Consider the following 22,894-nt stretch of genomic DNA (forward strand, 5'->3'; position numbering starts at 1 on the left):
CCGTGTTGTTCAATTGGGCTTTTTCGGGTAATGGGCCGTGCGTTCCCCACATGCGGGCACTGGTCAGAGTCCGAACATGATCCGCAGCGTATCGTTCTGCACGATCACCGAGACGCCGATGATCACCAGGATCAGCGGCAGCAGCGCGGTGCCATAGCGCCGGATCGGTGCGCCCAGCAACGGATGCTCCACCAGCCACACCGCGCCGGCGCACCAGAACCCGATCATCACGATAAAGATCAGCGAGATGAATGCGCCCGCGTTGTGCGAATGACTGGCGTACAGAGGCACATAGACGGCGAGATTGTCGGAACCGTTGGCGACGGCCACGCACGCTACAGTCCACCAGGATGAGGCGCGGTTTGCGTGGGATGGGATGGTTGAAGCGGGCGAGCTTGCCTGATTCTCTGCACTAGCCGGATACCCCGACCCGGCCGGCCCGGATGATGCGGGTGGCGCCGTTTCGATTCGCGCCGCTTCCTCCTGCTGCGGGCTGCCGGGACCAAAGCGCTCCCACGCTTTGCCGAGCCCCACGCCGATCGGCAAAATGCCGAGCAAACCGACGTAACCAGCCGGCAAGTGCTTGAGCAATGCGGCGAGCAGCGCCGACCCCGCGATCAGGATTAGCGAGCCGGCATACTGCCCGGCGATCACGCGACGCCGCTCGTCGCCGGCTTCCGCCAGGAAGGCGAGCAGCACGAACAGGTTGTCGACGTTGGTAGCGGTGTAACCCGCGATGGCGAGCAGGGCAAGGCTGAACATGCGGGAAAGCCGGTCGGTACACAGTGAGAAAGCGTGACAAGGCGAAGCGATGCGCATCGCGAGGGCCCCGTCGCAACGTCGGCAGCGCGCCGATCGAATGGCGGCCGGTCAACACGATGCCGATGCGAGCCGCCGCGGTCAAGCAGTCACTGGGTTTCGGGCGCGCTGGATGCGCGGTGAAAGTGTCGATCGCCTTACGCGGCTCGCGCGCTGCCGGCGCTCGAAGCCGGCGCCGCTCAAGCAGGCCGTAAGCTACAATTGCCGACGGCTTGAAAAACGGAACACCAATGAAGATTCGGATTCTCTCTATCGCCTGCGTCACGACCGCTGCCGCGCTGCTGGCGGCGTGCACGGCCGTCTATAAGAACACGGACGCGTGCGAGCAGTTGATGCGAAGCAAGCTGGCGGCAACGTCGGCGGATCCGCTGAAGATCACTCATGCGGGCGCAGGCATCTATGGCTCGCGAGTGGTGGTTGAGGGATCGATCGAACGTGTGGCGGTTCCGGCGTCCGAGACTGCGGAGGCGGGTGCAGCCAGTGCGCCGCTTGCAGCTTCGGGTGCGCCGGCGGCTTCCGCTGTGACTGCTGGTGGAGCAGGTGCAGCGGGCGCCTCAGATGCATCGGCAACAGCGCTTTCGCTCAAGCCCGCCAAACCTAAGAAGACCGCCACGCCAGCAGCCGCGGAGTGCACCTTCCACGGGCCGACGCTGGACGTGTTCAACTGGCTGGCGCCGGCTGATCTTGTAACGGCGAGCCCTAACGCGACCGAGTAGCGTATCGGCGCACGGGTACGGCGGCCCGGCGCCGAATAATCTCGTGACCCCGGGCATCATGCGACCGGGTGGCGACCGGGTAGCGCACTGAGCGGCGCCGAATCTCAAGCCATCGCTTCTTCCTTGCACCGGCGTTGCTTCCCCCGCACCCGTTCCAGCACGCATTCACCGAACGCCTGCGGCCGCCCTTCAAAGCAACGTTCCACGGCCCGCGTATCGATCAGACGCTGCCGCAAGGCTGCGCGCTCGTTATGCGCGTCGATCATCCGCACGGCGGCGGCGATGTAATCCTCGACGCTCTCCGCCGTGGTCCACGACGGCATGCCCACACGCTCGAACAGCGCGCCGTCGATCCGCTCGAACACTTCCGGCCCGCGTTTGCAGATGCCGGGCAAACCCAGCGTGAGCGCGTCGACGATACCGTTGGTATTGCCGAACGGAAACGGGCTTAGAAACAGATCGGAGCGATTGACGCGCGCCAGATAGCCCGCGTATTCGTGAAAGCCGTGCACGACGGCGCTCGGCAGTGTCTGGCGGATCACATCGCGCATGCGCTCGAGCGGCAAGCCGAAGGGCACGCCGCTCATGAAGTGAAACTGGACCGGCGTCGCCGCGCGCGCGCCGATCTCACGGCACGCTTCGAGAAAGCCGGGATTGAGCTTCATCGCGCTGGCCGTGATGACGATCTTCAGCGTTTCGCGTGACGGCGGAATCTGCGCGACGATGTCCGGCAGCGCTACCGAGGGCCGGTACGGTTGACCGTCTTTCGGCAGCTTCATCAAACGTTCGCTGAAGCAGGCGGGATCGCCGACATAATCTTCCTCGACGCTGACGTAGTCGATCTTGTCGGAGTGAGTCGTGGCGGGGTGACCGAGGCCGACGATCTGCAGCGGCGCAATACGCAGATTCGACATGAACACCGTGAGCGCGAACATGCCGACGCTCGGCATGTAGAGCACGTCAGGCTGTTCCGCCTCGGCAAAGTCGCGGATCGTTTTCAGACATTCCCCACTACGGGGGGTGAAGCCGGTACTAAGTCAATGAAAACAATGGGATACAAGAGTATCCTACCAGTATCGTTTGATCAGGAGTTCGTGTCCAGGGATTCGGCTATCCGCCGCAATACATGAACAAAGCCATTGCGCGCCAGTCGTCGGCCAGTACGACCGAATAGTTCGCCGGTCGACTCATTGACAGTGAACCCCTCGGCGTCAAGCGCCGCAAGAAACCTGTGGACCGAGTCTTTTTCGTCGCTAGTGAACGTGTGCCCGGTCGGGCGCTTGCTCTCTCTTAGCAAGTCGGCCAGTTGCTCTAGGCTTTCAATTCTGTACTGAGCGAGAGCCGCGGTGATCGGGCCTAACGCTTCGACTCGCCGTAACCCAGCTCGCAAGGTTGCGACCTGACTTCTCGACGTCTGTAACTCAGCAACGAGTAGCTGCACCTCCGCACGCGCCATCGGGTCGTTAATGCGAGACAGTAGATCGTCCTTGCGGGACGGTGGGCGTTTGCGTTCGGTGCGAACCGCTTGTGCTGCTTTGGCAAAAGCTACGAGCTTCGCATACCCGGCTTGGTCGTTTGCGATGGACTGCGCTCGTGGCCCGCCCCAGGTATCGACGCATAGCTTGCCAACTGCTGCAGCCGTGATGGTAGCGCTAGCGCCATCAAGGGTCACAATCGCCCAGCCAATACGCGCTAGCGTAGCTTGCGCCTGAGGGGTATGTTTGTCGGCACAAAGCTGCTCAAACAATGCAGCAACTGCAGTCCAGCGAGGGTCGTCGCGAAAGGCAATCTTTGACAGGTCAGGCTTCTGATATGTGGTCACAATTTGGTTCCCATACGTTCCATCTGTTTCCTTTCAGTCACTTGGAAGAAAGGCGACGTCTGGGACGGGGAGCGTCTGGCGAAGTGTGTGACACAAACCGTACAGGGTGACCCATTATCTTTTCCATCCCTTCCTGTATGCGCTCAATCCCGAAGCTTTGGAGGGTGCGTGTTCCGTCGGCGATGTCATCGAGTATCTCGTCGCCAGCTAGATCCCCAAGAAACTTGCCAAGTGCATTGCCGGCCCGGTGTGCCGCTTCCGTAGGGAGTCGGAACAGCATCGCGTCGAATCCTTCCTTCTCGAGGAGGTTGTCCAGAAACAGATTGCGTTTGAAGACTGCGGACCCGCAGTCAATCTCAGGGAATATCTCGATGCTGCGACTAAGGAAATCGAGCATCCTGAAATCGGTAACTTCGGTTAGTGACCTCTCTGCATCGTCTCGACCGCCTCGCGAGACCATGGAGAAGGTCGGGTTCTCGCCTGTGGTCCTGTCCCGTTCGGATAGTTGGAGAGAGGCCATTGCAAGCCTATAGCGGGCTTGCAGGGTACCAATCATCAGATCGATCTCGGCTTCGATAGCGTCGATGGAATGCTCCATCGCGTCGCGCTTGCCATCGCTCGCGTCCAGTGTTCTCAGGCGCGCATGCAGGCTGACCAGCACTTCACTCTTTTCCCGCAGCCGGTAAAGTTGTGCATTGAGCGTGATCGCTTGTCCCGCCATGAACGCGGGGCCTGTTAGCCAGAATCTGCATAGAGGGCAATTGCGGGCTCCACCGGGAACGGGGCCATACACTGAACCGCGTTCCTTTGCACCGCCTTCGGCGCACCTAGTCTGCCCGTTGGGACAGATGCCGTCGATCTTGAGCGCCCAAAGAGAAGGGGTTATGTCTGCTGCAGTGTTGAACGCATCGATCCGTTCTGAGACAAACTTACTTTTGAGGTGCTCAATGTCGCTTGCACCTGACAGCGAATTCGAAATCCGTTCCCTGTCGAGTGCCTGCAAGGCGTCGTTAAGCATCCTTGTAACGGTGGCCGGCCCGAACCTCTCGTAGTAGACAGTCATCAGCACAGTCATGTGACCTGCAAGGAACTCGGCGATGATCGGCGCGGGTACACCAGCCTCGGCGAATGCGGTAATGCCTGCCACGCGCAGGCCATGAACTGTGAAAATCGATGACGCAGGGCGGCCGGCACTGTCGCGTGTCAGGACAAGTTTGATCTCATTGGGTGTGTTGTAGCGGCGTGCCTCGATTTCATCCATCAACGTCAGGAAAAATTGATTCACCGACTCATAGCGCACAGGTTCGTGCCAGCAGGTCAGATCAGTCTCCTTTGGATGGCGGAACAGGTAGGCGTATGCCGGCATCAGTTTCGCGAGGGCGGCCGTTGGGCGCAGGTGTCTTTCGAACAGATCTGCACGGGAACTGAGCTTCTCGATCGGGTTGTTGGCAATCTGCCAGTCACGAAGCCGCATAAGCGTGCCAATGAGTTCGTCGTGCTGCCACGGAATTTCGTACCCGAAATCCTGAGCATCACCACGCCCTATGGCCGTTGTCTTGTTCGTGTTGATCCAGAAACCGAGGTACTCTTTCCACACCGACGTGTCGCGGATGCGCCGAAGCCATCCTTCGGCGCGCCCCATTTTTGCGAGCGGGCCGGGATTGGATATCCACTTGATCCGCTCGCCGATAGGAGTGTCGCCCGGCGAGGCAATCGGAAACTCATTGTCGGCTTCTCCGCTATCGAGAAGACGTGCCTGGACACTCCTGATCGGAAGAGTCAATACCAAGTAAAGAAGCACTGGCAGCACAGGCACGAATTTGGCAACGAATCCAGTGCCAGGCTCTGCAAACGTGCAACCCAAGGCGTTCGTAAATCCCTTGGCGCAGTGAATGGTGTCTGGCAGCTCCGTCTGCCCGGAAAATGCTGCCTCAATGAGTTCTCGACAGATGCTTTTGGCTTCGTCGAGGATAGTGCGTGGAATAAGTGCCTTGGTCGTCTTCGACGGACCACGCCGCCCTGGGATAAGGTCCGATCTTTTCAGAGGTATGACGAAGTTCGGATCCTGCTCGTCGAGCCAGACGAAAAAATGGAAAAGGTCCCGTAGTGCCTGCCCTGCGCCAGACAATGTGCCATGTTCGCAAAGCCAGTCATAAAGGCGATGCTCGGCTCCGAACATCCTGCAGCGCAAATCTTCTGCATGCAATGAGGATGGGGCCGGCTCGCATTCGAGAAAGGTCAATACCGCATGGAACCTGTCGGTTCGCGCGCCTGGCGTTTTCCAATGCTGTGCGTCAATGTACTTGCGGAACGCGCATCCCCATTCGCGTACAACCGGGTTGACCGACAGCATCAACGGATCTGCCGTCGCCCCCTTTTTGCGCCATCCCCCGTCAAGCGAAACCTGTTCGATCTGTACGCGAGCCAAAGGCTGAAATGAATTGCGGTCTTCGAGCGCCATAAGGTCAAGTGCGCGCGCTAGCCGACGTAGAGACGCGAGAAATCGGACTTGCTCTCTGTCAATCATCGGAAACTGCTCCATCATTGCGCGCAGTGTCTGGTTGAATTCGCGAAGGGGAAAATCGGAGATTTTGTGAAGCGGCTCCATGCAAAGCAACATTGCCAGTAGTGCCATCTTGTTGTGGCCCTCTCTTTCGACCAGCTTCAATTCGAACGGCGTGAACCTGCTGCTGACACGTTTCGCGGAATCTATCAAGAACGGAGGGGAGACGACTCGAGCCGCGTAGCCAATGGTAGAGAGAACGAGTCCGTGGTTTCGCATTTCAGCGAGGACGAAGCAGGGTAGTGCGCCGAGGCTCGTACCACGGAAAATGTTGGCTGCGAGTATACGGTTGAGCCAGTCGGCAAACTGCTGTTGTGTGGCTATTTCTCGCCAGCTTTCATATGTACTTTTGAATGCAGCGGGGCAGGTGAATTCGGCAGCCACAGAGATTTCGACGGCGGCCATTTCGGCTTGGAAAGAAGCGATATCCCAGTCAACTATCGCAATCTGCGTTGCCGATGGATTGATCAACACGGGTCCCGTGCGCAGCAATCCTTCGAACATTACTGAAATTGATCTCGTAACATGCGAGATGTTGGCCCCATAAACGTCGTCGAAACAGGCATCGATCAGCGGCTTATAGGTCGTTGACATTCCTAGGCGAGGGCGGTGTGGATGGTCGTCATAAAGAGTTTTCGCGATAAGGGCGTAATTGGGCCTGGTACGAGTGCGTGGGAGAGTAACCTCGCCATTGCGACATTGATCAAGATAGCGATTCAGCCGTTCCAATACTTCGTTGTCCGAACACGGATCTTTGGAAGCCGAGGGACGCTGAGGATTTGTGGTGTCGAGCAGTCCCAGTACGGCTGCGTTTGCCCGAATTTCCCGGTTGTCGCCAGCATAGGTGATGGGATGTTTCGCGACATATTCTTCGACCATTTCTCGCAGCGGGCGATTTTCTGCCTTGATGGAGCCTGCCGTCGAAAAGAGTAGGTGGGACAGTGCAACGTAGTTAACTTTCAGACCACGCGTCGGCAACTCCGCCTCCCCGCGGGCGCATTGCTCAAGAAACGTGCGGAGACGCGCTTTGTTCGCCATGCTTCTCTTTCGAGGGTTGACGCCCGGGCCAACACCAAACCTTTTCCTGTCTTTCATGTCTTATGTTTCTCCACGTTTTTTGGGAGCGAAGATGCCAAGAGGGTCGCTCTTCCACCTGATGCCTAGCGATGACGGATCGAAATCAAGGTGCCCCCGATCAATCTTGTCGGCCGCTTTTTTCAGGATGTCCACGAGCCGCCCTGGGGTAGGCCGTATGTATGTAATTTGGGACGCGACGCTCGTGTGGTGCAGGCATATCTGAATGACTGCGGGGTCGAGGCCGGCGTCTACCAATTCCTGTGCGTAGAGGTGTCGCATGCCGTGCGGATTCAGACCGGCGCTGGCATCGGGTGAGAGGTCCATGCGCGCTAGCGCGCGCTCGAACGCGTCGTCGACTGTGTCGATCGTCATCGGGCGTCCTATGCTCGTCCCTGAGAGGCTGACAAAGTAGTAAGGGTGATTCGTCCGTTTCGGGCGGACGATGCTTATATAAACTTTATGTAGCTGCCAGAAGAGGCGACCCGCTTCCAGATTGCGCCAGTAGACACGGGTCCGCGGACCCGTGATCCGCGTCGTTTCATCAAGCAGCATTGACTTCCACCCTGCAAATAGAGGGTCCGTAATGGCCAGTAGGTTGCGCGGAACGCGCTGGTACCGCACACGGAGATACTCATTCCGGCGAGCGCGTTCTCCGGGTACGGAGCCGGTCTCCGGGTGAAACAGAAAAACCAGTGCGCATCCCTGCTGATCGGGATCGGCTACGACATCCTGCAGGAAAAGGTGTAAAGGTTCGGATTTGCGAAGTCCTCCGTACATGAGCAACAGGAAGTAGAGCGTGTCGCGCACTGTGTGGGGGCAGACGCTCTGAAGCCGGTTGCGCGGCCGACGGGCAAATAGTCCCGTTGAGAAAAATTCGGCTTCCAACGGCTTGGGGAAGGCTATGGGGCGACCTTTCCCACGTCCCTGTCTGATTTGTCGTTCGAACGGTGTCGATTCAGGCGCGGCGAGATAATCACGCTCGTTTTTCAGGTGGGCCAGCATTGACGTGTTGCGTCGCATCGCGAAGGCGAATTGGTGCTTCAACCAGTCGGCTCTATAGGCTACCGTCGGATGAAGCGTGACCAGTGACCCTTCCTCTTCGAGGAATGCGCCAAACCTTCGCGCCGCATCGAGAATCTGTTTTGCATGGTCGGCACTGTTTGCTCGCCAGTACATTCCCTTGGGATCCGTTCCGTCAGCTTGTACGGTGCCAAAGAGGAGAGCTTGGACGAAGTCGGCAATCAGTGAATCTGCGTCAGTCTGGGACGCGAGCGATTGTGGACTGCCGTTTGTGGCATAGAATTCGTAAAGAAGTGCCACTGCCTGCGCATGAAGGCGTTGCCACGCTCCGGATTTCCCTCGAAATGACGGGCGGGTGAGAAATGCATAGAATTCGTAGCAGATGTTTCCCTGAGGAAAGAACAGAAGCGGGATCGACGAGCCAGGAGGAGTCAGGACCGGTACCCACGCTAGCGTCGTGCGTTGTACAGGGCTCATGGCGTCCATCCCTTTATGTCGGACTGCTTCCGATCCGGTGCAACAGGGCTTTCGAGATTTCCCGGATTACTCAAGGGGAGACGCGGTGGAAACCGTCCCTCGACGGGCGCACGCGTTTGTGCCAGATCGGTCTTCGCGTAGACGGCTGTGGTCTGCACCGACGCGTGCCCGAGGAAATGTGCAAGGTTTTGAGGTACACGCAGCGCTCCGATCCATTGGATTGGGGACATGGCGCGCTGATGCGGTTTGGGACGGAACCTGCAGGGCTCGCAGGAGCCATCAATTAACCTCGTCCTCCTGGCGCAGATGCGGGTCGAATCGCGGTATGCGTCCTCCACTGCTGATACAGGCCCGGCAGGATCTACGGTGCCCTTACGCTGCTCGATCCGGTTCATGAGCCAGCCACGGTCCGGGGTGTCCATAATCGGTTGCGTTACCGACACCAGATGCAGTGGACGGCTCCGGATTGTCATGTCGTCAGGCCGGTCGGCACCTTGCCGGATGCGCTTCCGATCCGGACTGGATTGGCCCGTGGGCGGACGTGATGATTGCCGTTCTGAGGGCCTGTTGGCTGCTTTCATTGCCTCGCTCCTTGGCCACCGGTGGTGACGCACAGAGGACCGTGCATGCTGCGGCGGTATCGTGCCCCTTCCGGCATTGGCAACCGGACCGACGCGAGCATGCAGGCGCGTTGCTTTGCGGAAATAGGAGAGTAGGCGTGCGCGAACGCTCCCCTGAAAGGCAGGGGAGACACCTTCCTCGCGGTCGCGCTGGCGCGCGAGCAGAGAACCCGGTTGACTTCCGGGGGGCAGGTGGACCACACTAAAGTCAGTCGTTCCGCAAGAACCTGACTACGTAGTGTGATCGCGCCCGGATGTCCGCAAAGCATCCGGGCGCCTTCGTTTCAGGCACAGCCAACGACTGGATCAGCGCATGGCTTTCCCCTCCTTTCAGTAAGTGGGTCGCTTCGCGTGGTACGGTCAGTCATCATTTGCAGCGCTTGGTGTTATGACGCGCAGCCAGTGCAAGACGGCGTGGGTCAGCGCGAAACGGCCACGGCGGTGAGGGATTTGGAACGTCGCGATGGGTACGGTATTTCGCTCAACCGCTTTGCGGAAGGCCTGCGAGGTCGGGTAACCGAGGGCGAGCCATAAACTGCGTCCACTCATTAAAGGGCCGTGCGCTCGCAGGAATTGTTCACCATCGTGGTCTCCGCATTCGCTTGAATCCATGATGCAGTCTCTCCGCGATTGAAGTCGATGCCTGTCGCCTGAAGTACCATTCAGTCAGCCTAGTAGGGCGGAGGCAAAACTGCACGGACAAATTCGGCTCCGGATTTGTCCGCTTCCGGAGAGTACGTGATGGCGTTTTACTTCGAGCCGGTCGCCTTGGATGCGACGCAGGAAGGTCATTACCTGTTGTTTGAGTTGCTCGGCCCCCTGTTAGGGCAGAAGAGCAGAATTGTCCATCTTGACCAGATCAAGGCGCGGCTCCTGTATCGTCTGGCCGCCCATCTGGCGGGTGGCCCAAGCCCGACCGGGATCGCGCGCAGATTCTGCGGCGAGGAAGATGTTGGGACCGTCAGGAAGCGATACGCTCGCCTGCGGGACTATGCCTCATCTTTCGATAGCTCCGAAAAACGCAAAAACGGCATCGTTTCGATATGCCTTGAACATCTCTCACGACACACCAGCCTTGTCGCTACGCTGTTTGATGCACCGATCTGGGAGATCGTAAGCCGGGACTGTTGGCCGCTTCGGGAACTGGAGGCGGTGCGGAATACGGTTGAATCAATGGATGTCGAAATACCTGCTGATCCAACGGATGAATACAGTGCCTCCTGCTTCTATTTTTCGCTTTGCCAGCCTGGTTTTCATTGCACATCTACAGCCTGGGCAGCGGCAAACCTCACGGCTTTTTGCCTCGCGCGCGCGCAGGCGAAAGGTGATCTGGTGACGTACGGTATCGCCTACGACGCGATGATTTTCCATGCACGTGAGAGCCAAAAGCCTCAAGGGGACGATGTCGTAACGCTCACGATGCGTGATTTTTGGGTGATGTTTGTCCGCTTCGTGCGCCTTTGGCATTCGCGCGTCAAGGTGACAGATCTTCATGGATATGATCGCGCGCGCCTTGCGAAGTCTCTTGATGCACGCACGGTGGAGGCCCACTGGCAGATAATTCCGCCCGCGGCTTTACGGCAGGAGGCCGTTCTGCCAAAGGTCGTGACGCGCGGTGAATCGCATCTGATCTACAGTGAGCAAAGCGCTCGGGGACATCGCTGGGTGGGAGTTAAAAGGCTGTGGCGAATACCCCGATGGCGCTCCCGCTTCTTTATGCCAAAACCGGCCCGGAGGATTTCACGAGACGCGGTCCGTTATCGTGGAATCAACGTTGAGTTCGATGAGCAGACCTTTTCGCTCGTTGCGGAGCGGTCCGAGCAAATATGTTAAGCGACATCTACGAGGCGCTCGAGCCACCAGGTAGCATTGAACGAGAGGAGCAGACGTCTGGAAAACTCCCCTCCACAAAATCGCGCAACTGCGTGAGATCGGTGCGCGCATACGCGGCCGTGGTCTGCACCGACGCGTGCCCCAGTAACGTCTGCGCAACGGGGAGCGGCACCGCGTGATCGACCACCAGCGTGCGCGCGTAGCCGTGCCTTAACCAGTGCGTGGACGCCGCGTGGAGCAGCGCGCGGGTCGACGCGTCACCGGACGGAACCGTTTCTTCCGCGGCCTGCAACACCGCCTTCACTTCATCGTAGAGACCACTGTGGCCGAGCGCGTCGCGTTTCTCGCTGTGCACCAGCGGGACCGACTCGAATGGCGCGGGCTCGGCAGGCAGACCGCGCAGGACGCGATAGTCACGCAGCACGGGCGCGCAGCGAAACGGCAACGGGATCGCGCGGAGCCTGCCGCCCTTGCCGCGCACGTGCAGCGTCCACTGACCACCCGTCGTGCCGGATGATCCGCGTGCCGGGCCGACCGCCGGGGTCGCGCCCGGCTCGACGCTCAGGCGCGGCAGACCGTGTTCCGCCGACCACTCAAGTTCGGCCAGCCGCACGCCGGCGAAACGGTACAGCGACCAGATCGCACAGCGGCGCGCCCAGACGAGGACCGATAGCGCCGGGGGCCGTGCGCCGGCCGTCACCGTGTCGCACAGTGCCAGTACCCGGGCGGGCAGGATCCGCGCCGGCGTCCACGTCATGCGGGCGCCTCCACCACCCGACAGCTCGGCGGCCAGGTTGATCACGAGGTAGCCCGTCTTCTGCCAGTAACGGTACAGGCTCGAGATAACCGCGAGCGCGCGGCGGCGGCTCGCGTCACTGCGGGACGGTTTGCTACTACGCGCGGCGTTGGGTCGGGACGGGACCACGAATGTGGCGCCCCCGCTGCTGCCCGCGGGGCCAAGCGTGTGCCGGAAGGCGAGCAGGTCGTCGCGCGTCAGGTCGGATAACGGGCCGCGCCGGTGCGCCTCGCACCAGGCGATCAGGCGGCGCACCTCGGTGCGGTACGCACGCAGGGTATGCGGTGAGCGTTGCGCGCGGTCGCGCAGGAACAGCGCGAGGGCCCGGGCGTCGTCGGTCACACCGAGGGAATTGGTGGTGGTCGCGTTCATGAAGCGGCCGGCGCGCGTCAGCCAAACGCGCAGCGCTACCGGATCGCCGCCGGGCGTTGGGACCAGCGCGGCCAGTGCCACCATGTCGGCGCCCGAGGTACGGGGGCGGGTCGGGCCGGCGCCTCGGCGGACGGGGAGACCCCGTCACACTCACTGCCCGCAGTGACGCCGGTCTCGTCTATGTTGTTCGCGGTGCCGTCTGGCAGACAGTGGAATCGGCGGCGGTGCGCGTGCAGCGCGCGGGCGAGCACGGTATCGGGTGAGGGCGCTGCGGCGGCAGCCGCGAGATGCAGGCGGCCGTGCGCCCAGTACTCGATCGCGGCATCGTGCTCGAGCAGCAGCGCGAATACGGCCGGATGCGCGTGCTTCGCATCGGCGAGCGACGGTGCGGCGCGCTTCAGGTCGGCGAGGGTCCAGCGGCGATACAGAACGTGACCGAGTGCCTGCTCGAGATACGCGAGCGCGGCATCGACGCCGGGCGGCAGCCGCTGCGGTGGCAGGACGCCCCCGTCGACCCAGTCGGCGGGGTTCATGATGACGGGCCTTTACGCGAACGGGATGAGCGGGACCTTGGGCCCGGTGCGGCGGCGAGCGTGCCGGCGTGGCCGGGGCTCGCGTTTCGCGCGGGCTTGTGCCGGGCCGGTCGTTTTGGTGCGGCGCACTGCGTTGCCTGCGGAGCGGGCTGTGCCTGAAGGGCCTGCAGTGCCTGGAGCGCATGGCGCTGTTCGGCCACGACGGTTGCGAGTGCCGCCGCCTCGGTCGCCGCCTGCCGGTGGGCGTCACGCCCGCTGGCCACGTCTTCGAGCAGCCGCTCGCGTAATCCCTCGAGCGCGGTGATCCGGGTCTGCGCGTCGGCGAGCTGCGTCGTGAGCCGCTCGCGTTCGGCGGCGAGCGCATGCCGCTGGTGCTCGGTCTCCTGCAGCAGGCGCTTCGACAGGCCGTCGTAGCGGCTCCGCGCCTCGGCCAGTTCCGTCGTGTGGGAATGTCGCAGCGCCTCGAGCGTGTCCCGCGCGGTATCGAGCAGCGCCTGCAGCGCCGCCGCGTCCGCGGCGAGGGTCTGCGCGCGCTCGGCGGCGTGGCGGCTGCTGGCGCGTAATTCCGTCAATTCGGTGTCGCGGGCGGCGAGCCGCTCACGCAGTTCACCCAGTTCGAGGCGCAGCATTTCGCTGCGTACATCAGCGTCGTGTCGCGCGGTGTCGGCCTCGGCCGCCGCCTGTCGCGCGTGCTGGCGCAGCCGGACGAGGTCGTCGAGCTGCACGCCGACGGCCGCGGCCCACAGGGCGCGCATCTGTTCGGCAATCGCGTCCGGCAGGCCGGGCAGCGCGAGGTGCGCGATACCCGCCTGCACCAGTTCGGCCTCGAGCTCGTTCAGCGCGCGCGACAGCACGGCCGGGTCGCCGGCGCCCAAGCGCGCGCGCAGGCGCCGCACCGACACCGCGCGGCGGAAGCGTTCAACGGTGACGGGCGCGTCGGCTGAGAGCGGCGAAGGCGCTGAGGCCGACGCGGTGGCTCCCGCGTCGCCGGCTTCGGCGAGCATCGCCAGCACGGTGGTGCGGATCTGGTCGGGGGTAATGGCGGCGGGGCGGGCCATGGCGGAACTCCGGCGCCCCGGCGGGATGGGGGCGCGGCAGTGAATCGGCAACAGCTTGAGTCTAGTTCACGCACGCGCCGAACGTTAGGCGGGCGTTTTTAGCATAGGAATGGAGACGGTTCCGGTGATAAACGCCCTTATCGCCGGAAAACATAGCGCCAGAAGTTGGGCCAATCTTGGGTGCAACACCACAGCCGGCTATGAGGAAAGGCCGGGCGTCACCGGGTTGCGCAATGCACGCTCAACTGTTCGTCGTCAAACTGGAAAGCGCGGACAGCGAGGATCGCGACGTGCAAGCGTCCGACAGGGAGTTCCGCGCATCATTGGAAGCGCAACGAGGTAGCGCGCTGCTTACGTGTCCCGTTTGCCGGGACGCCTCATTGCATACGCACGTCTATTTTGGACGCTTCGCGCCTGGCCGGGCGCGCAGGCGTCCGGGCTCAGAGCCCGATTTCTTTTTCATGGGGGCGTTCGCCATACATTGCTCGACTGCCGCAACCAGTTCGCTGGCGGTGCATTCAAGCGCCCTGGCCAGAGTAAGCAGCATTGCAAGCGTCGGTTGAGCCCGTCCCAATTCCAGCTTGCTCACATACACGCGTTGAATTTCAGCCTCAAATGCCAGTTGCTCCTGGGTCAAATTCGCCTCAAGGCGACGTGCACGCAATACAGTTCCGAAGGCTTCCGCTGCTTCCAAATTTGCTCCCTTGAAATGGGAGCACTGTCCTTTTACCGCTATAATTTGTCTTCATACTGGAGTATGAATTAACGTGTCTTGGTCGCCCTCTTTTTGGGCGCCGGTATCAGCTTAGGCGGCGACTCAGCGGCGAAATTGAAAGCGGCATTCTGCAAATCCACAGGCGTGGCGCTGTTGCGTAGAGGACGGTGGGTGACCTGTAAAGATAGGAATCTAGATTTATGTTTTTGACTTCTGACCAGAACTGTTTGCCGGCATGGCCCGGAGTGACGTTGTCGGCCGTTACCGAGATGGCGGGTTGTGGTGATGTGCTCATCCTGCAATTTGCCGCCAGCAAACGCGACCTCCCCCGGGTTGCCATGGTGGAATTCGCGTCGGGTGCTGCGAAGACGCTACTGCAACTGACGGCAGACGGCCAGATCGTGCGGGGCGCGGCTGTGCTGAGCGCGAAGCCGCACAAGGACTCGGCGCAATGGAGCCTCCAGCCGCTGAGCGAGATTCACGTCGGCGCAACCGCAGCCTATGATGAGAACCATCCGCTGGTGTCGTTTGCTCGATTCACGACAGCAGCGGGCGAGGAATTCTCGATGCCGATCAGTGTCGCAGAGAAACACTCTCCCGGAAAACGCATCTACCCGTCCACACCGGCGCGTTCGTCAAAGGCTGGCCGCCGGAAATCCACGGTTGATGGCGCAGGGATGAGCTGACGGAATGCGTATCCAGATCGCCTCGGATCTGCATCTGGAGATCGTGCACCAGAGTTTTCCGGGCTATAACCCGGTCGCGCCTTCCGATGCGGATATGCTGGTGCTCGCGGGCGACATTGCGAAGGGCGCCGATGCGGTCGAGCATTTTGCGCGCTGGCCGGTGCCGGTTGTCTACGTGCACGGCAACCATGAAGCGTATGGCGCGGATTACGGGCTGCTCGCCGATACGATCCGCACGCGCGCGGGCGGCACGGCGGTGCATTACCTCGAGCGCGACGCGTTGGTCGTGGATGATGTGCGGTTTCTCGGCTGTTGCCTGTGGACGGACTATGCACTCAATGGCACGCGCGACCGGAGCATGGCGCTGGCGGGGCGGATACTGCATGACCATCGCGTGATCCGCGTCGGCGACGGGAAGCGTTTTCGGCCGGAGCATGCGCTCGCCGAGCACGAAAGGTCACTGAACTGGCTGCGAAACGAACTGGCGAAGCCCTTTGACGGGCGCACGGTCGTGGTCACCCATCACGGCGTTGCGCCGCCGTCGGTGCATCCGCGCTATGCGAACGACCCGGTCAACGCGGCGTTCGTAAGTGACCTGCGACCTGTGCTCGAGCTGGCCGACGTGTGGATCCACGGGCACGTGCATGACTCGTTCGATTATCGCGTCGGTCAGTCGCGGGTGATTGCCAACCCGCGCGGCTATGCGACGAACCGTCTGATGGCGGGCGCCCCCGTCGACCTGGAATGGGAAAACCCAGCGTTTGATCCGGCGCTGCTGCTTGAACTCTGATTGCGCGCACATTATCGCGTGTACTGCTGCGCGTGGTCCGAGTGACAGGGCCGTGCAACGGGCGTTGAGCGAAATGCTGTCCGTGTTTCCAGGCAAGCCGGCCGCATAGATTCTCTGCGGCTCGGGGTCCCGCTGGAGATGCCGCCCGGTTGCTACCGACCATACGTGTGCAAAAGACTACGTTTATAGGATGAGTCGCCAGAAGGGCTACCGGAAACGGTTCTGGTTGAGCAAGAAGACTACGGATATAGGGAAGCAACTTCGAAGGAGGTCGCATGACCAAGGAAACCGCCGCAAGCGACGGCGACAGTCCATGCCGCCGTATGAAAGCAGCGAGCAGATTGAGGCACGCATGAAGGCCTTCGCGCTTCGCACCCGCGAGTGGTTCATCGAGGTAGCCAGGATACCGTTCCCAGACGACCGCATCACAGTGCTGGCCGGGCCTCTACGACGACGCGTGCGCCCAAAGCCCGCGACGTCGGACGCGCCCGTCGCTTCATGTGAACAGGACACGGATGAGCCCGAGGCGTGAGCGACGCGAGACCCGCATGTGCGGCGATCCGCGGCACAATCGCGTACCCGCCGACGACCCGATGAATAAGGGTGACTGACCCAGAGCGGGTTTTTGCTAGCGACCGTGCCCAGCATGCCTCGCTGTCTGACGCGCGGGACAGCCCAACGCATGCTCCGCATGGACAATCAGAAAATCGGGCGACGGCATGCGCAACGACTGTATGCGATGGAACTCGAGCCGTTGCCCGGATACGCCACAGGGCGATGCGTGCGCAGCGTTGGGAGGGGACGTAAGTCATGCAGACAGACATCGAAGTTGACGAGGTGTTACTGGCGGATGCGCTCGCCGCCACTGGACTGGAGACATTCCGGGACGTTGTCGAACTGGGATTGCGAATGCTCATCACGCTGAACCGACCCGAGGAGACTCGAGGGTTCCCGGAAGCATCTGTACCCGAAGTTTGCCTTGAGGGAACTGGAATGGAGATCGTGACAACTCACCTCGACCCGCCGACCGAGCGAGCGGAGACGATTTTCGAGATGCTGGCCGAGGAAGAGTGGATCAGCGCACGCGCTGCTCCCGAGGGCGTAGCCGGATGGCAGCAACTTGGCTGGATCTTTGGCGTGGAAGCGGCGAGCCAGTTGACTTTGCCCGATACCAGTTCGATGAGCGCAATCAGCCGCGGCCGGTCATCAAAGAGATTCGCGGAACTCGGCCCCGTTACAGACCCGTGGAAGATTGCCGCCTGTGGTTTCACTTTCCCAACGGCTGGATCGTCGAGGATGGTGGTGCCGGTCCGATCGCGCCAAAGAATGCGCTCGACAACCGCCTCGGGGTCCTTGAAGCCGCGCGCCGGTTCCGCGGAACATTTGTGGCGTGACGTCCTGGTGGCGTGATCATCTTCTCACCGGGGCAATGTCCCGTCGATCATATCGACTGACTTTCTTGAAGGAAAACCATGGGCACCAAAGACACTATCCGGTTTCAGGAAAAGGCTGGCGATCAGCCCGGCTGGGAGCTCTACACCGAAATGTTCGAGAAGGACGACGCTGTCTATCTGGAGATCGAAGGTGTGCAGGCCGATGTGACCATGATCAACAGTGTTTGGGGGCGTCCCCCTGGCACTGTCGTGCTGCGTCTGCCGACGGATACGGCACGGCAACTGGGGCTGGTGCCGCATGGGTGGACGAGGGATCGGCCGCGATCGAAGGAGTAGGGCATGCTCGAATTCCGGGAGAGATTGGTACCTGAGGTCTCCGCGTGCACGTGCGATCGCTGCGGACGGCGCATGACGCCGGATGACCCCGACTCGGAGTGGCATGAACGGCTGTCTATCGAGTATCGCGGCGGATCATTCGATTTTCGGTGACGGCCAGGCGATCCGCATCGACTTGTGTCAGCACTGCCTATGGGACACTCTGGGTCCGTGGTTGAAGGTCGAATCAGGCAACGACGACAACATCAATCCGTCTTCAGACTCATTTCCTTTGAGCGCCCTGCGAGGTTGCATCCGGCACGCTGATGAGGCCGTGTCTGTTGAAGCGGTGAACGCTGCAATCGACGATGGCGTCGCTCCTCCCATGGTCGGTGATCCATCATCAGATGCAGACCGGACTTCCCGCGAACCTAAATCGCATTGGGATTACCGGCTGATTGAGTATCACGAGGTCGGGGAAATCTGGAGAGAACTTCGGGAAGTGCACTACATAAGTGATCGTGGATTTGGCTGGTCCGACACCGGTGCCTGCGTACGGTGGACGCCCGAAGAAGGCGAGCAGGCTGCTGAATCAATCCTCGATCGCATGCGCGCGGCCGTGGCCAGGCCGGTTTTGCAGCTGAGCGGTTCGCGGCAGGAAAGCGATCGTCGATGGCTCGGGGCTGACCGGCTTGCCGATTCGATCCGGCAACCAGGATCTTTGCGCGCCGACATGGAGACAGAGTCGATTGCAGCCGTGCTTGACGGAACCTCATGGTTGACTGCCCTAGCGGTCGGCAAGCAGCACAATTCTGGCGCCGCAATTCCCCGAGCAGTAGCGATCCGTTGGAAGCAGGAGGGTAAGATTTTTTCCATTGATCTGGCCCGAGAGACCTTGTACCCGGCATACATTTTTGACGAACTCGGCAACCCTATCCCCGAGGTGGCAGAGATTCTGAAGCTCTTTGCTGATTACACGCCATTCAGGATCGCCTCGTGGTTCGAATCGACAAACGGCATGCTTCACGGCAAACGGCCTCGTGAGCGCCTCGCGACCGACCCCTCGGCCGTAGTCGAGACTGCTCGTAATCACGTGGAAGGAACGGTGCATGGTTAGCGTAAGGCAGGAGATGCCGACTGCGCTTCGCTGGGAGAGACCGATATTGCACGGGGCCGCGTTCGCACGTCAAAGACGAAAGATAGCGACGTATCAAAACACTAGCTTATACGGGTGATCGCTGCGGCCGGCGTATGACCCCAGATGCCTACGCCAAGCTCGGCGGACGTCCGCGTTGCCGCGGCGGCTTTGGAGGAACAGCCTTTGGGCGCTGGTTCATAACAAGGTCCCGAAACGGACCGGTTCATGGGCGACAGCAAGCTCCAGGACCCGGTAGAACAGCCTCACTCGGCTACGTGAGCGGGTTGAAACCGTTCAATTCCGGTTAAATGGAGACACCAGACCCTTCTTATCGCAAGCCTTTTCCACGCGTAACAGCGCCGATGCGATTCAAACCGCACGCACCGATGCGGACTCCAACTGTGGCCCGCATCAACGCCGAGACTTCGCTAGCCTAATCAAGAGCTTGGATGCTAATTCCAGGGCTTGCGACGCGAAGTGACAGATCTAATTCGGACTGAGGCGAGTTGTCACTTCTATTTGTCCGAGCGTGGAAGCAAATGTGTCACCGCAACGCCGCTGAACCGCATCGCGCCGTACCGCGGGTGGTGACAGATTCATTGCGCTTTCACGCCTCGGCACCGCCGGGTGACGACTTTACGTCGATCAGAACATTGTCCGGATACCGCCCCCTACGGTGTATCCGTACGAGAAGTTCGTCGCATGATCGCCGAGGACCGCAGCGTACACGATCGTGCGGCCGGACAACGGATAGTCATAGCCGACCGACCACGTGTTGCGGAAATCGTCCCGTTGCCCGCCGCTCTTCGACATCCCGTCGGACATCAGAATGCTGCCCGTGCCGACCTTGATGGATGCCCCAAGCTCGCCGAAATTGACGTGGTACCCGCCGCCGGAGATCGCGTTCGACACGTACTGATACTGGCCGTACAGCTTGACGGTGCCGAAATCGTAAGTGGTGCCTGCCTGCACCGCCGACTGCGTCGACAGGCCCGGTACGCTCGCCGCGAGGTCGCCCGCCACCGTATTGAACTTGATCTGCTGGTAGACCACGTTGGCCGCCAACGCGCCGCTACGGTAGATCACCTGTCCAGCCCATTTGTTCTGCCCGGGCTCGCCGGCTGCATTGCCAAACGCGTATTGGGCGTTGAGTTGCCAGCCGCCATACGGCACGGTCGAATACGTGACCGCGTTGCTCCACTCGCCACCGCCGCCGCCCACGCCCTGGCCGTTGACCGGCACATAGGTATGGATCACCGCCGGCGAGAACACGAACGAGTTGAAGAACGGATTGAAGAAGATCGTCGAATTCCAGTAGAGCGGTCCGATCTGGCCGGCGACCAGCTTGCCCCATGGCGCGTTCACGCCGACCCACGCATTGCGCGAGAAAAAGCCGTCGCCCGCGAACCGGCCGAACGTACCGTTCTGCACCGAGAAGTAGCTTTCCAGCTCGAATATGGCCTGATAGCCGCCACCCAAATCTTCAGAGCCTTTAATTCCCCAGAACGACGCGGTTGCGCCGCCGTTGCCGACCATAAATGCGGTCTTCCCACCCAACGCCTTTTTCGCTCCGACGAACGCATCGACGTCGCCGTACAAAGTCACACTCGACTGGGCCGCGGCCACGCCGCTCCCGCACATCGCGGCGAACGCCACCGCAGGCAGCGCGCGACGCAATTTCCTGTTCATATTTGGTTCTCCGTAGCTTACGCCTCTGATTCTGGTTCTGATTTCGGTCCTGCCGGGCGCAACGAATCAGTGCATGGCGGTGCGGTAATAGGTCGGGTCGTAGTACTTCATCGGGTCTTTCAGCGCTTTGTGCGGCATCGCATAGCGGGTGCGCAGCGCCAGCACCGTCTTGATGCCCGGCACGCTGATTCGGCCCTTGCGGAAGAATCCCGCTTTCGGATCGAGCAGTTCGCCGTACGTCGTGGAGGCCAGTTCAGGCGACATCTGCGGCACGTTTTTCAACAGGATGCGGATCGCCTCGTCATGATTTTTCGGGTCGTAGAGCCAGTCGATCGCCTCGACGTACGCCTGAATGAACGCCACCAGCTTCGGCTTGTTCTGGCGCGCCCACGACCGGCGTGTCGCCGCGACGTTGCCCTGATACGGACCGATGACGTCGGTCGCGGCCACGATCTGATTGAAGCCTTCGTTGCGAGCGAGAATGTTGAACGGCGTCGACAGCAGCGTGGCGACCTGCATGTGGTGCTGCAGTGCCGTCCAGCGCTGGGTCATGCCGCCCGCCGTCTCGACCGTGTAGTCGCCAGGCTTCAGGCCCTTGCGCGCCAGCATGTCGTACAGCACGAATGCGTAGCCGGTGGTGCGCGCATCGACCGACAGCGTCTTGCCGCGCAGTTCGTCGTAGGTTTTGATGTCCGGCGCCGCGACGAGACTCAGGAAGCTGCTGTCGCTCCCCATCACGGCGACGAAGTCCGGCTGCGGACCGATCGGCGCTTCGCCTTCGCCTTCGACATAGGCGACGATGTTGTCGATCGCCGTCATCGCGATATCAAAGTGTCCCTGAGACAGATCGGTCATCTGCGCGACGGAACCGGTCGTCGCTTGCAGGATCACGTCGATGCCGTGCTGCTGGAAGAAACCTTTGTCCTCGGCGACATAGCTCGGCCAGTTGAACCCGCCGGGGAACACGTTGACGGTGAGGTCGCCCAAGCTGGGCGCGGGCTGCGCTTGTGCCGCCGTAACCGGGAGAGCCGACACCGCGCACGCGATGAATGCCGCAGCCGTCAGTCTTGCCAATGATTTCTTTATCGGTGTGTTCACTTAACAATCCTAAATGTAGGATGCAACATATTTAAAAAAAACCGCAGACGATCTACTTCGCGTCTGCCGTCATCATTCGGCTTACCGGCAATGCCATCTTCGACGGCTGCAATCCGAGCGAAATGAGTGCGCCGACGCAAGCCAGCAAAGAAATCTGTTCGAGGCCGGCCGCCGACCATCCGGCGGACGTGGCAAGCCATCCGATCGTGTAGCCGGCAATCGATGCCGAACCGTACAGGCTTGACACGAACACGCCCGACGCCTTGTTGTTCAAATGGCCGCTGACCGAACGAATGTGATAGCCGGCGAGGTTCACATAAATGGTTCCGCTGACGACGAGCCCCCACACGAACGACAACGCTTCCTGTGCAGCCACGCTGGTGGCGGAGTAGAACAACCCGTAGCCGAGCACGGCGGCAATCAGAAAGCTCACCGAGAGCACTTTGCGAGCCGACAGGCAGTCGCCGATCCAGCCGCCCGCAATCGATGCGAACACACCGATTCCGTAGGCGCTCATCACGTGTCCGGTCACGGCCGGCGTGAAGGCCAGATGCTCGCGCAGGAACGTTGGGTACATGCCGAGATACCCATAGATGATCAGGCCGCCGATCAGGCTGAGCACCGTCAACAGAACGGTGTTGCGGTTGAGCAGCGTCGGCGCCGCGGAAATCTGCGCGCTATTGCGGCTCGCTTCCGCGGCCCGGACTTCGCTGAACCATGGGCGCACCGCGACAGCGAGCAGTACGATCGCGACCACCCCGAGGAGGCCGAATACGACCATCGGAAACCGCCACGTATGCCGCATCGCCAGCAAGCCGCTGCCTGCGATAGGGCCGACGATCGCGCCGACGCCGAACGAGAAGTTCACCGCGCCCACCGCAGTCGACCGGAAGCGGGTGAAGTAGCTGGTGCCGATTGCGATGATCACCGTCAGTTGCATTGCCTCGCCGATGCCGGTCGCGGCGCGATACAGCAGCATGTCGACAAAGCCGTGCGCGCAGGCAGTCAGCACCGTGCCGAGCGAAAAGATCGCAATGCCTATGAGGGTCGCGCTTTTGCGCGAGAGCCGGGCAAGCAGGAAGCCGGTCGGCACGCCGGCGATCGCCATGCCGAGCGTGAAAATGGTCGACAGCAGTCCGGTTTCCGCAAGGCCAAAGCCTAACTCGTGGCGCACGTCGGCCGCGAGCAGCGGGAAGATCTGCCGGTCCATCGCGTTGATCGAATAGGACGCCAGCAAAACGACAAACATGCCGACGGCGGCAACAACGGGACCTGCAGGCCGGACCCCGGCCTGCGAAACGGTGCTTTTCATGAGCGTCTCGAAGAAGGCGACGACCGCCGGGCCGCCGCTTACTGCTGGAAT

At 61.2% G+C, this 22,894-nt stretch carries 19 protein-coding genes and 1 pseudogene; 8 read left to right on the top strand and 12 right to left on the bottom strand.

Annotated features, from left to right (window positions below; translation table 11 throughout):
• Positions 1-63 precede the first annotated feature (63 nt).
• Positions 64-762, bottom strand: a complete 699-nt coding sequence (locus P0D73_RS27875) for a cadmium resistance transporter (protein ID WP_408433606.1) — start codon at positions 760-762, stop codon at positions 64-66.
• Between the two features lie 287 nt (positions 763-1,049).
• Between P0D73_RS27875 and P0D73_RS27880 the strand changes: the two genes are divergently transcribed.
• The gene (locus P0D73_RS27880; RefSeq protein WP_408433608.1) at positions 1,050-1,535 is read left to right on the top strand and encodes a hypothetical protein; all 486 of its coding nucleotides are present in this window, start codon (positions 1,050-1,052) and stop codon (positions 1,533-1,535) included.
• 104 nt (positions 1,536-1,639) lie between these two features.
• On the opposite strand, the pseudogene P0D73_RS27885 reads toward P0D73_RS27880, so the two are convergent.
• From P0D73_RS27885 to P0D73_RS27900, 4 genes and pseudogenes are all read right to left on the bottom strand, one after another.
• A pseudogene (locus tag P0D73_RS27885) lies at positions 1,640-2,545 on the bottom strand (glycosyl transferase family 1); the annotation flags it as partial.
• A gap of 74 nt (positions 2,546-2,619) precedes the next feature.
• The gene (gene gmtX, locus P0D73_RS27890) at positions 2,620-3,357 is read right to left on the bottom strand and encodes a gamma-mobile-trio protein GmtX (RefSeq protein ID WP_408433611.1); all 738 of its coding nucleotides are present in this window, start codon (positions 3,355-3,357) and stop codon (positions 2,620-2,622) included.
• A 37-nt stretch (positions 3,358-3,394) separates the two neighbouring features.
• Positions 3,395-7,015 carry a VPA1269 family protein gene (locus P0D73_RS27895; RefSeq protein ID WP_408433613.1) on the bottom strand — a complete coding sequence of 1,207 codons (3,621 nt, stop codon included), beginning with the start codon at positions 7,013-7,015 and terminating at the stop codon, positions 3,395-3,397.
• A gap of 3 nt (positions 7,016-7,018) precedes the next feature.
• A complete protein-coding gene (locus tag P0D73_RS27900) occupies positions 7,019-8,503 on the bottom strand; it encodes a tyrosine-type recombinase/integrase (protein ID WP_408433616.1) in 1,485 nt (494 codons plus the stop codon).
• A gap of 1,352 nt (positions 8,504-9,855) precedes the next feature.
• Between P0D73_RS27900 and P0D73_RS27905 the strand changes: the two genes are divergently transcribed.
• A complete protein-coding gene (locus tag P0D73_RS27905; RefSeq protein WP_408433618.1) occupies positions 9,856-10,947 on the top strand; it encodes a hypothetical protein in 1,092 nt (363 codons plus the stop codon).
• 7 nt (positions 10,948-10,954) lie between these two features.
• Here the strand turns inward: P0D73_RS27905 and P0D73_RS27910 are convergent, their stop codons facing one another.
• The 4 genes from P0D73_RS27910 to P0D73_RS27925 form a co-directional block, all read right to left on the bottom strand.
• Complete coding sequence (locus tag P0D73_RS27910) at positions 10,955-12,199, bottom strand: tyrosine-type recombinase/integrase (RefSeq protein WP_408433621.1); 1,245 nt, start codon at positions 12,197-12,199, stop codon at positions 10,955-10,957.
• A complete protein-coding gene (locus P0D73_RS27915; protein WP_408433623.1) occupies positions 12,151-12,648 on the bottom strand; it encodes a hypothetical protein in 498 nt (165 codons plus the stop codon). Before P0D73_RS27915 ends, P0D73_RS27910 begins: the two co-directional genes overlap by 49 nt.
• On the bottom strand, positions 12,645-13,706 hold the full coding sequence (locus tag P0D73_RS27920; RefSeq protein ID WP_408433626.1) for a DNA-binding protein: 1,062 nt from the start codon (positions 13,704-13,706) through the stop codon (positions 12,645-12,647). The genes P0D73_RS27915 and P0D73_RS27920 overlap by 4 nt, the downstream gene beginning before the upstream one ends.
• 394 nt (positions 13,707-14,100) lie before the next feature.
• Entirely contained in the window at positions 14,101-14,400 is a 300-nt protein-coding gene (locus P0D73_RS27925; protein ID WP_408433629.1) for a helix-turn-helix domain-containing protein, read from the bottom strand.
• A 221-nt stretch (positions 14,401-14,621) separates the two neighbouring features.
• Here P0D73_RS27925 and P0D73_RS27930 point away from each other — a divergent pair, with 221 nt between their 5' ends.
• From P0D73_RS27930 to P0D73_RS27955, 6 genes are all read left to right on the top strand, one after another.
• Positions 14,622-15,107, top strand: a complete 486-nt coding sequence (locus P0D73_RS27930; protein ID WP_408433631.1) for a hypothetical protein — start codon at positions 14,622-14,624, stop codon at positions 15,105-15,107.
• Between the two features lie 4 nt (positions 15,108-15,111).
• Positions 15,112-15,897, top strand: a complete 786-nt coding sequence (locus P0D73_RS27935; RefSeq protein ID WP_408433633.1) for a metallophosphoesterase — start codon at positions 15,112-15,114, stop codon at positions 15,895-15,897.
• A 313-nt stretch (positions 15,898-16,210) separates the two neighbouring features.
• On the top strand, positions 16,211-16,429 hold the full coding sequence (locus tag P0D73_RS27940) for a hypothetical protein (RefSeq protein WP_408433636.1): 219 nt from the start codon (positions 16,211-16,213) through the stop codon (positions 16,427-16,429).
• Positions 16,430-16,707: 278 nt separating this feature from the next.
• On the top strand, positions 16,708-17,307 hold the full coding sequence (locus tag P0D73_RS27945; RefSeq protein ID WP_408433638.1) for a type II toxin-antitoxin system VapB family antitoxin: 600 nt from the start codon (positions 16,708-16,710) through the stop codon (positions 17,305-17,307).
• Positions 17,308-17,369: 62 nt separating this feature from the next.
• Positions 17,370-17,627, top strand: coding sequence for a hypothetical protein (locus P0D73_RS27950; RefSeq protein ID WP_408433641.1), 258 nt, complete (start codon positions 17,370-17,372; stop codon positions 17,625-17,627).
• A gap of 103 nt (positions 17,628-17,730) precedes the next feature.
• Positions 17,731-18,723 (top strand): hypothetical protein, encoded by a 993-nt coding sequence (locus P0D73_RS27955; protein WP_408433644.1) that lies wholly within the window; start codon positions 17,731-17,733, stop codon positions 18,721-18,723.
• 666 nt (positions 18,724-19,389) lie between these two features.
• On the opposite strand, the gene P0D73_RS27960 is transcribed toward P0D73_RS27955, so the two are convergent.
• The 3 genes from P0D73_RS27960 to P0D73_RS27970 all read right to left on the bottom strand — a co-directional run bounded on the left by P0D73_RS27960 (position 19,390) and on the right by P0D73_RS27970 (position 22,843).
• Entirely contained in the window at positions 19,390-20,433 is a 1,044-nt protein-coding gene (locus P0D73_RS27960) for a porin (RefSeq protein ID WP_408433647.1), read from the bottom strand.
• A 66-nt stretch (positions 20,434-20,499) separates the two neighbouring features.
• Entirely contained in the window at positions 20,500-21,531 is a 1,032-nt protein-coding gene (locus P0D73_RS27965; RefSeq protein WP_408433650.1) for an ABC transporter substrate-binding protein, read from the bottom strand.
• Between the two features lie 52 nt (positions 21,532-21,583).
• The gene (locus tag P0D73_RS27970) at positions 21,584-22,843 is read right to left on the bottom strand and encodes an MFS transporter (protein WP_408433653.1); all 1,260 of its coding nucleotides are present in this window, start codon (positions 22,841-22,843) and stop codon (positions 21,584-21,586) included.
• Positions 22,844-22,894 lie beyond the last annotated feature (51 nt).

The sequence above is a fragment of the Paraburkholderia sp. RL18-101-BIB-B genome (assembly GCF_046026985.1).
Classification (GTDB): Bacteria; Pseudomonadota; Gammaproteobacteria; order Burkholderiales; family Burkholderiaceae; genus Paraburkholderia.

Coding starts and splice junctions, on each gene's coding strand:
- P0D73_RS27875 (WP_408433606.1), bottom strand. CDS start 762: ATGTTCAGCCTTGCCCTGCTCGCCATCGCGGGTTACACCGCTACCAAC.
- P0D73_RS27880 (WP_408433608.1), top strand. CDS start 1,050: ATGAAGATTCGGATTCTCTCTATCGCCTGCGTCACGACCGCTGCCGCG.
- P0D73_RS27895 (WP_408433613.1), bottom strand. CDS start 7,015: ATGAAAGACAGGAAAAGGTTTGGTGTTGGCCCGGGCGTCAACCCTCGA.
- P0D73_RS27900 (WP_408433616.1), bottom strand. CDS start 8,503: ATGGACGCCATGAGCCCTGTACAACGCACGACGCTAGCGTGGGTACCG.
- P0D73_RS27905 (WP_408433618.1), top strand. CDS start 9,856: ATGGCGTTTTACTTCGAGCCGGTCGCCTTGGATGCGACGCAGGAAGGT.
- P0D73_RS27910 (WP_408433621.1), bottom strand. CDS start 12,199: ATGGTGGCACTGGCCGCGCTGGTCCCAACGCCCGGCGGCGATCCGGTA.
- P0D73_RS27915 (WP_408433623.1), bottom strand. CDS start 12,648: ATGAACCCCGCCGACTGGGTCGACGGGGGCGTCCTGCCACCGCAGCGG.
- P0D73_RS27920 (WP_408433626.1), bottom strand. CDS start 13,706: ATGGCCCGCCCCGCCGCCATTACCCCCGACCAGATCCGCACCACCGTG.
- P0D73_RS27930 (WP_408433631.1), top strand. CDS start 14,622: ATGTTTTTGACTTCTGACCAGAACTGTTTGCCGGCATGGCCCGGAGTG.
- P0D73_RS27935 (WP_408433633.1), top strand. CDS start 15,112: ATGCGTATCCAGATCGCCTCGGATCTGCATCTGGAGATCGTGCACCAG.
- P0D73_RS27940 (WP_408433636.1), top strand. CDS start 16,211: ATGCCGCCGTATGAAAGCAGCGAGCAGATTGAGGCACGCATGAAGGCC.
- P0D73_RS27945 (WP_408433638.1), top strand. CDS start 16,708: ATGCAGACAGACATCGAAGTTGACGAGGTGTTACTGGCGGATGCGCTC.
- P0D73_RS27950 (WP_408433641.1), top strand. CDS start 17,370: ATGGGCACCAAAGACACTATCCGGTTTCAGGAAAAGGCTGGCGATCAG.
- P0D73_RS27955 (WP_408433644.1), top strand. CDS start 17,731: ATGAACGGCTGTCTATCGAGTATCGCGGCGGATCATTCGATTTTCGGT.
- P0D73_RS27960 (WP_408433647.1), bottom strand. CDS start 20,433: ATGAACAGGAAATTGCGTCGCGCGCTGCCTGCGGTGGCGTTCGCCGCG.
- P0D73_RS27970 (WP_408433653.1), bottom strand. CDS start 22,843: ATGAAAAGCACCGTTTCGCAGGCCGGGGTCCGGCCTGCAGGTCCCGTT.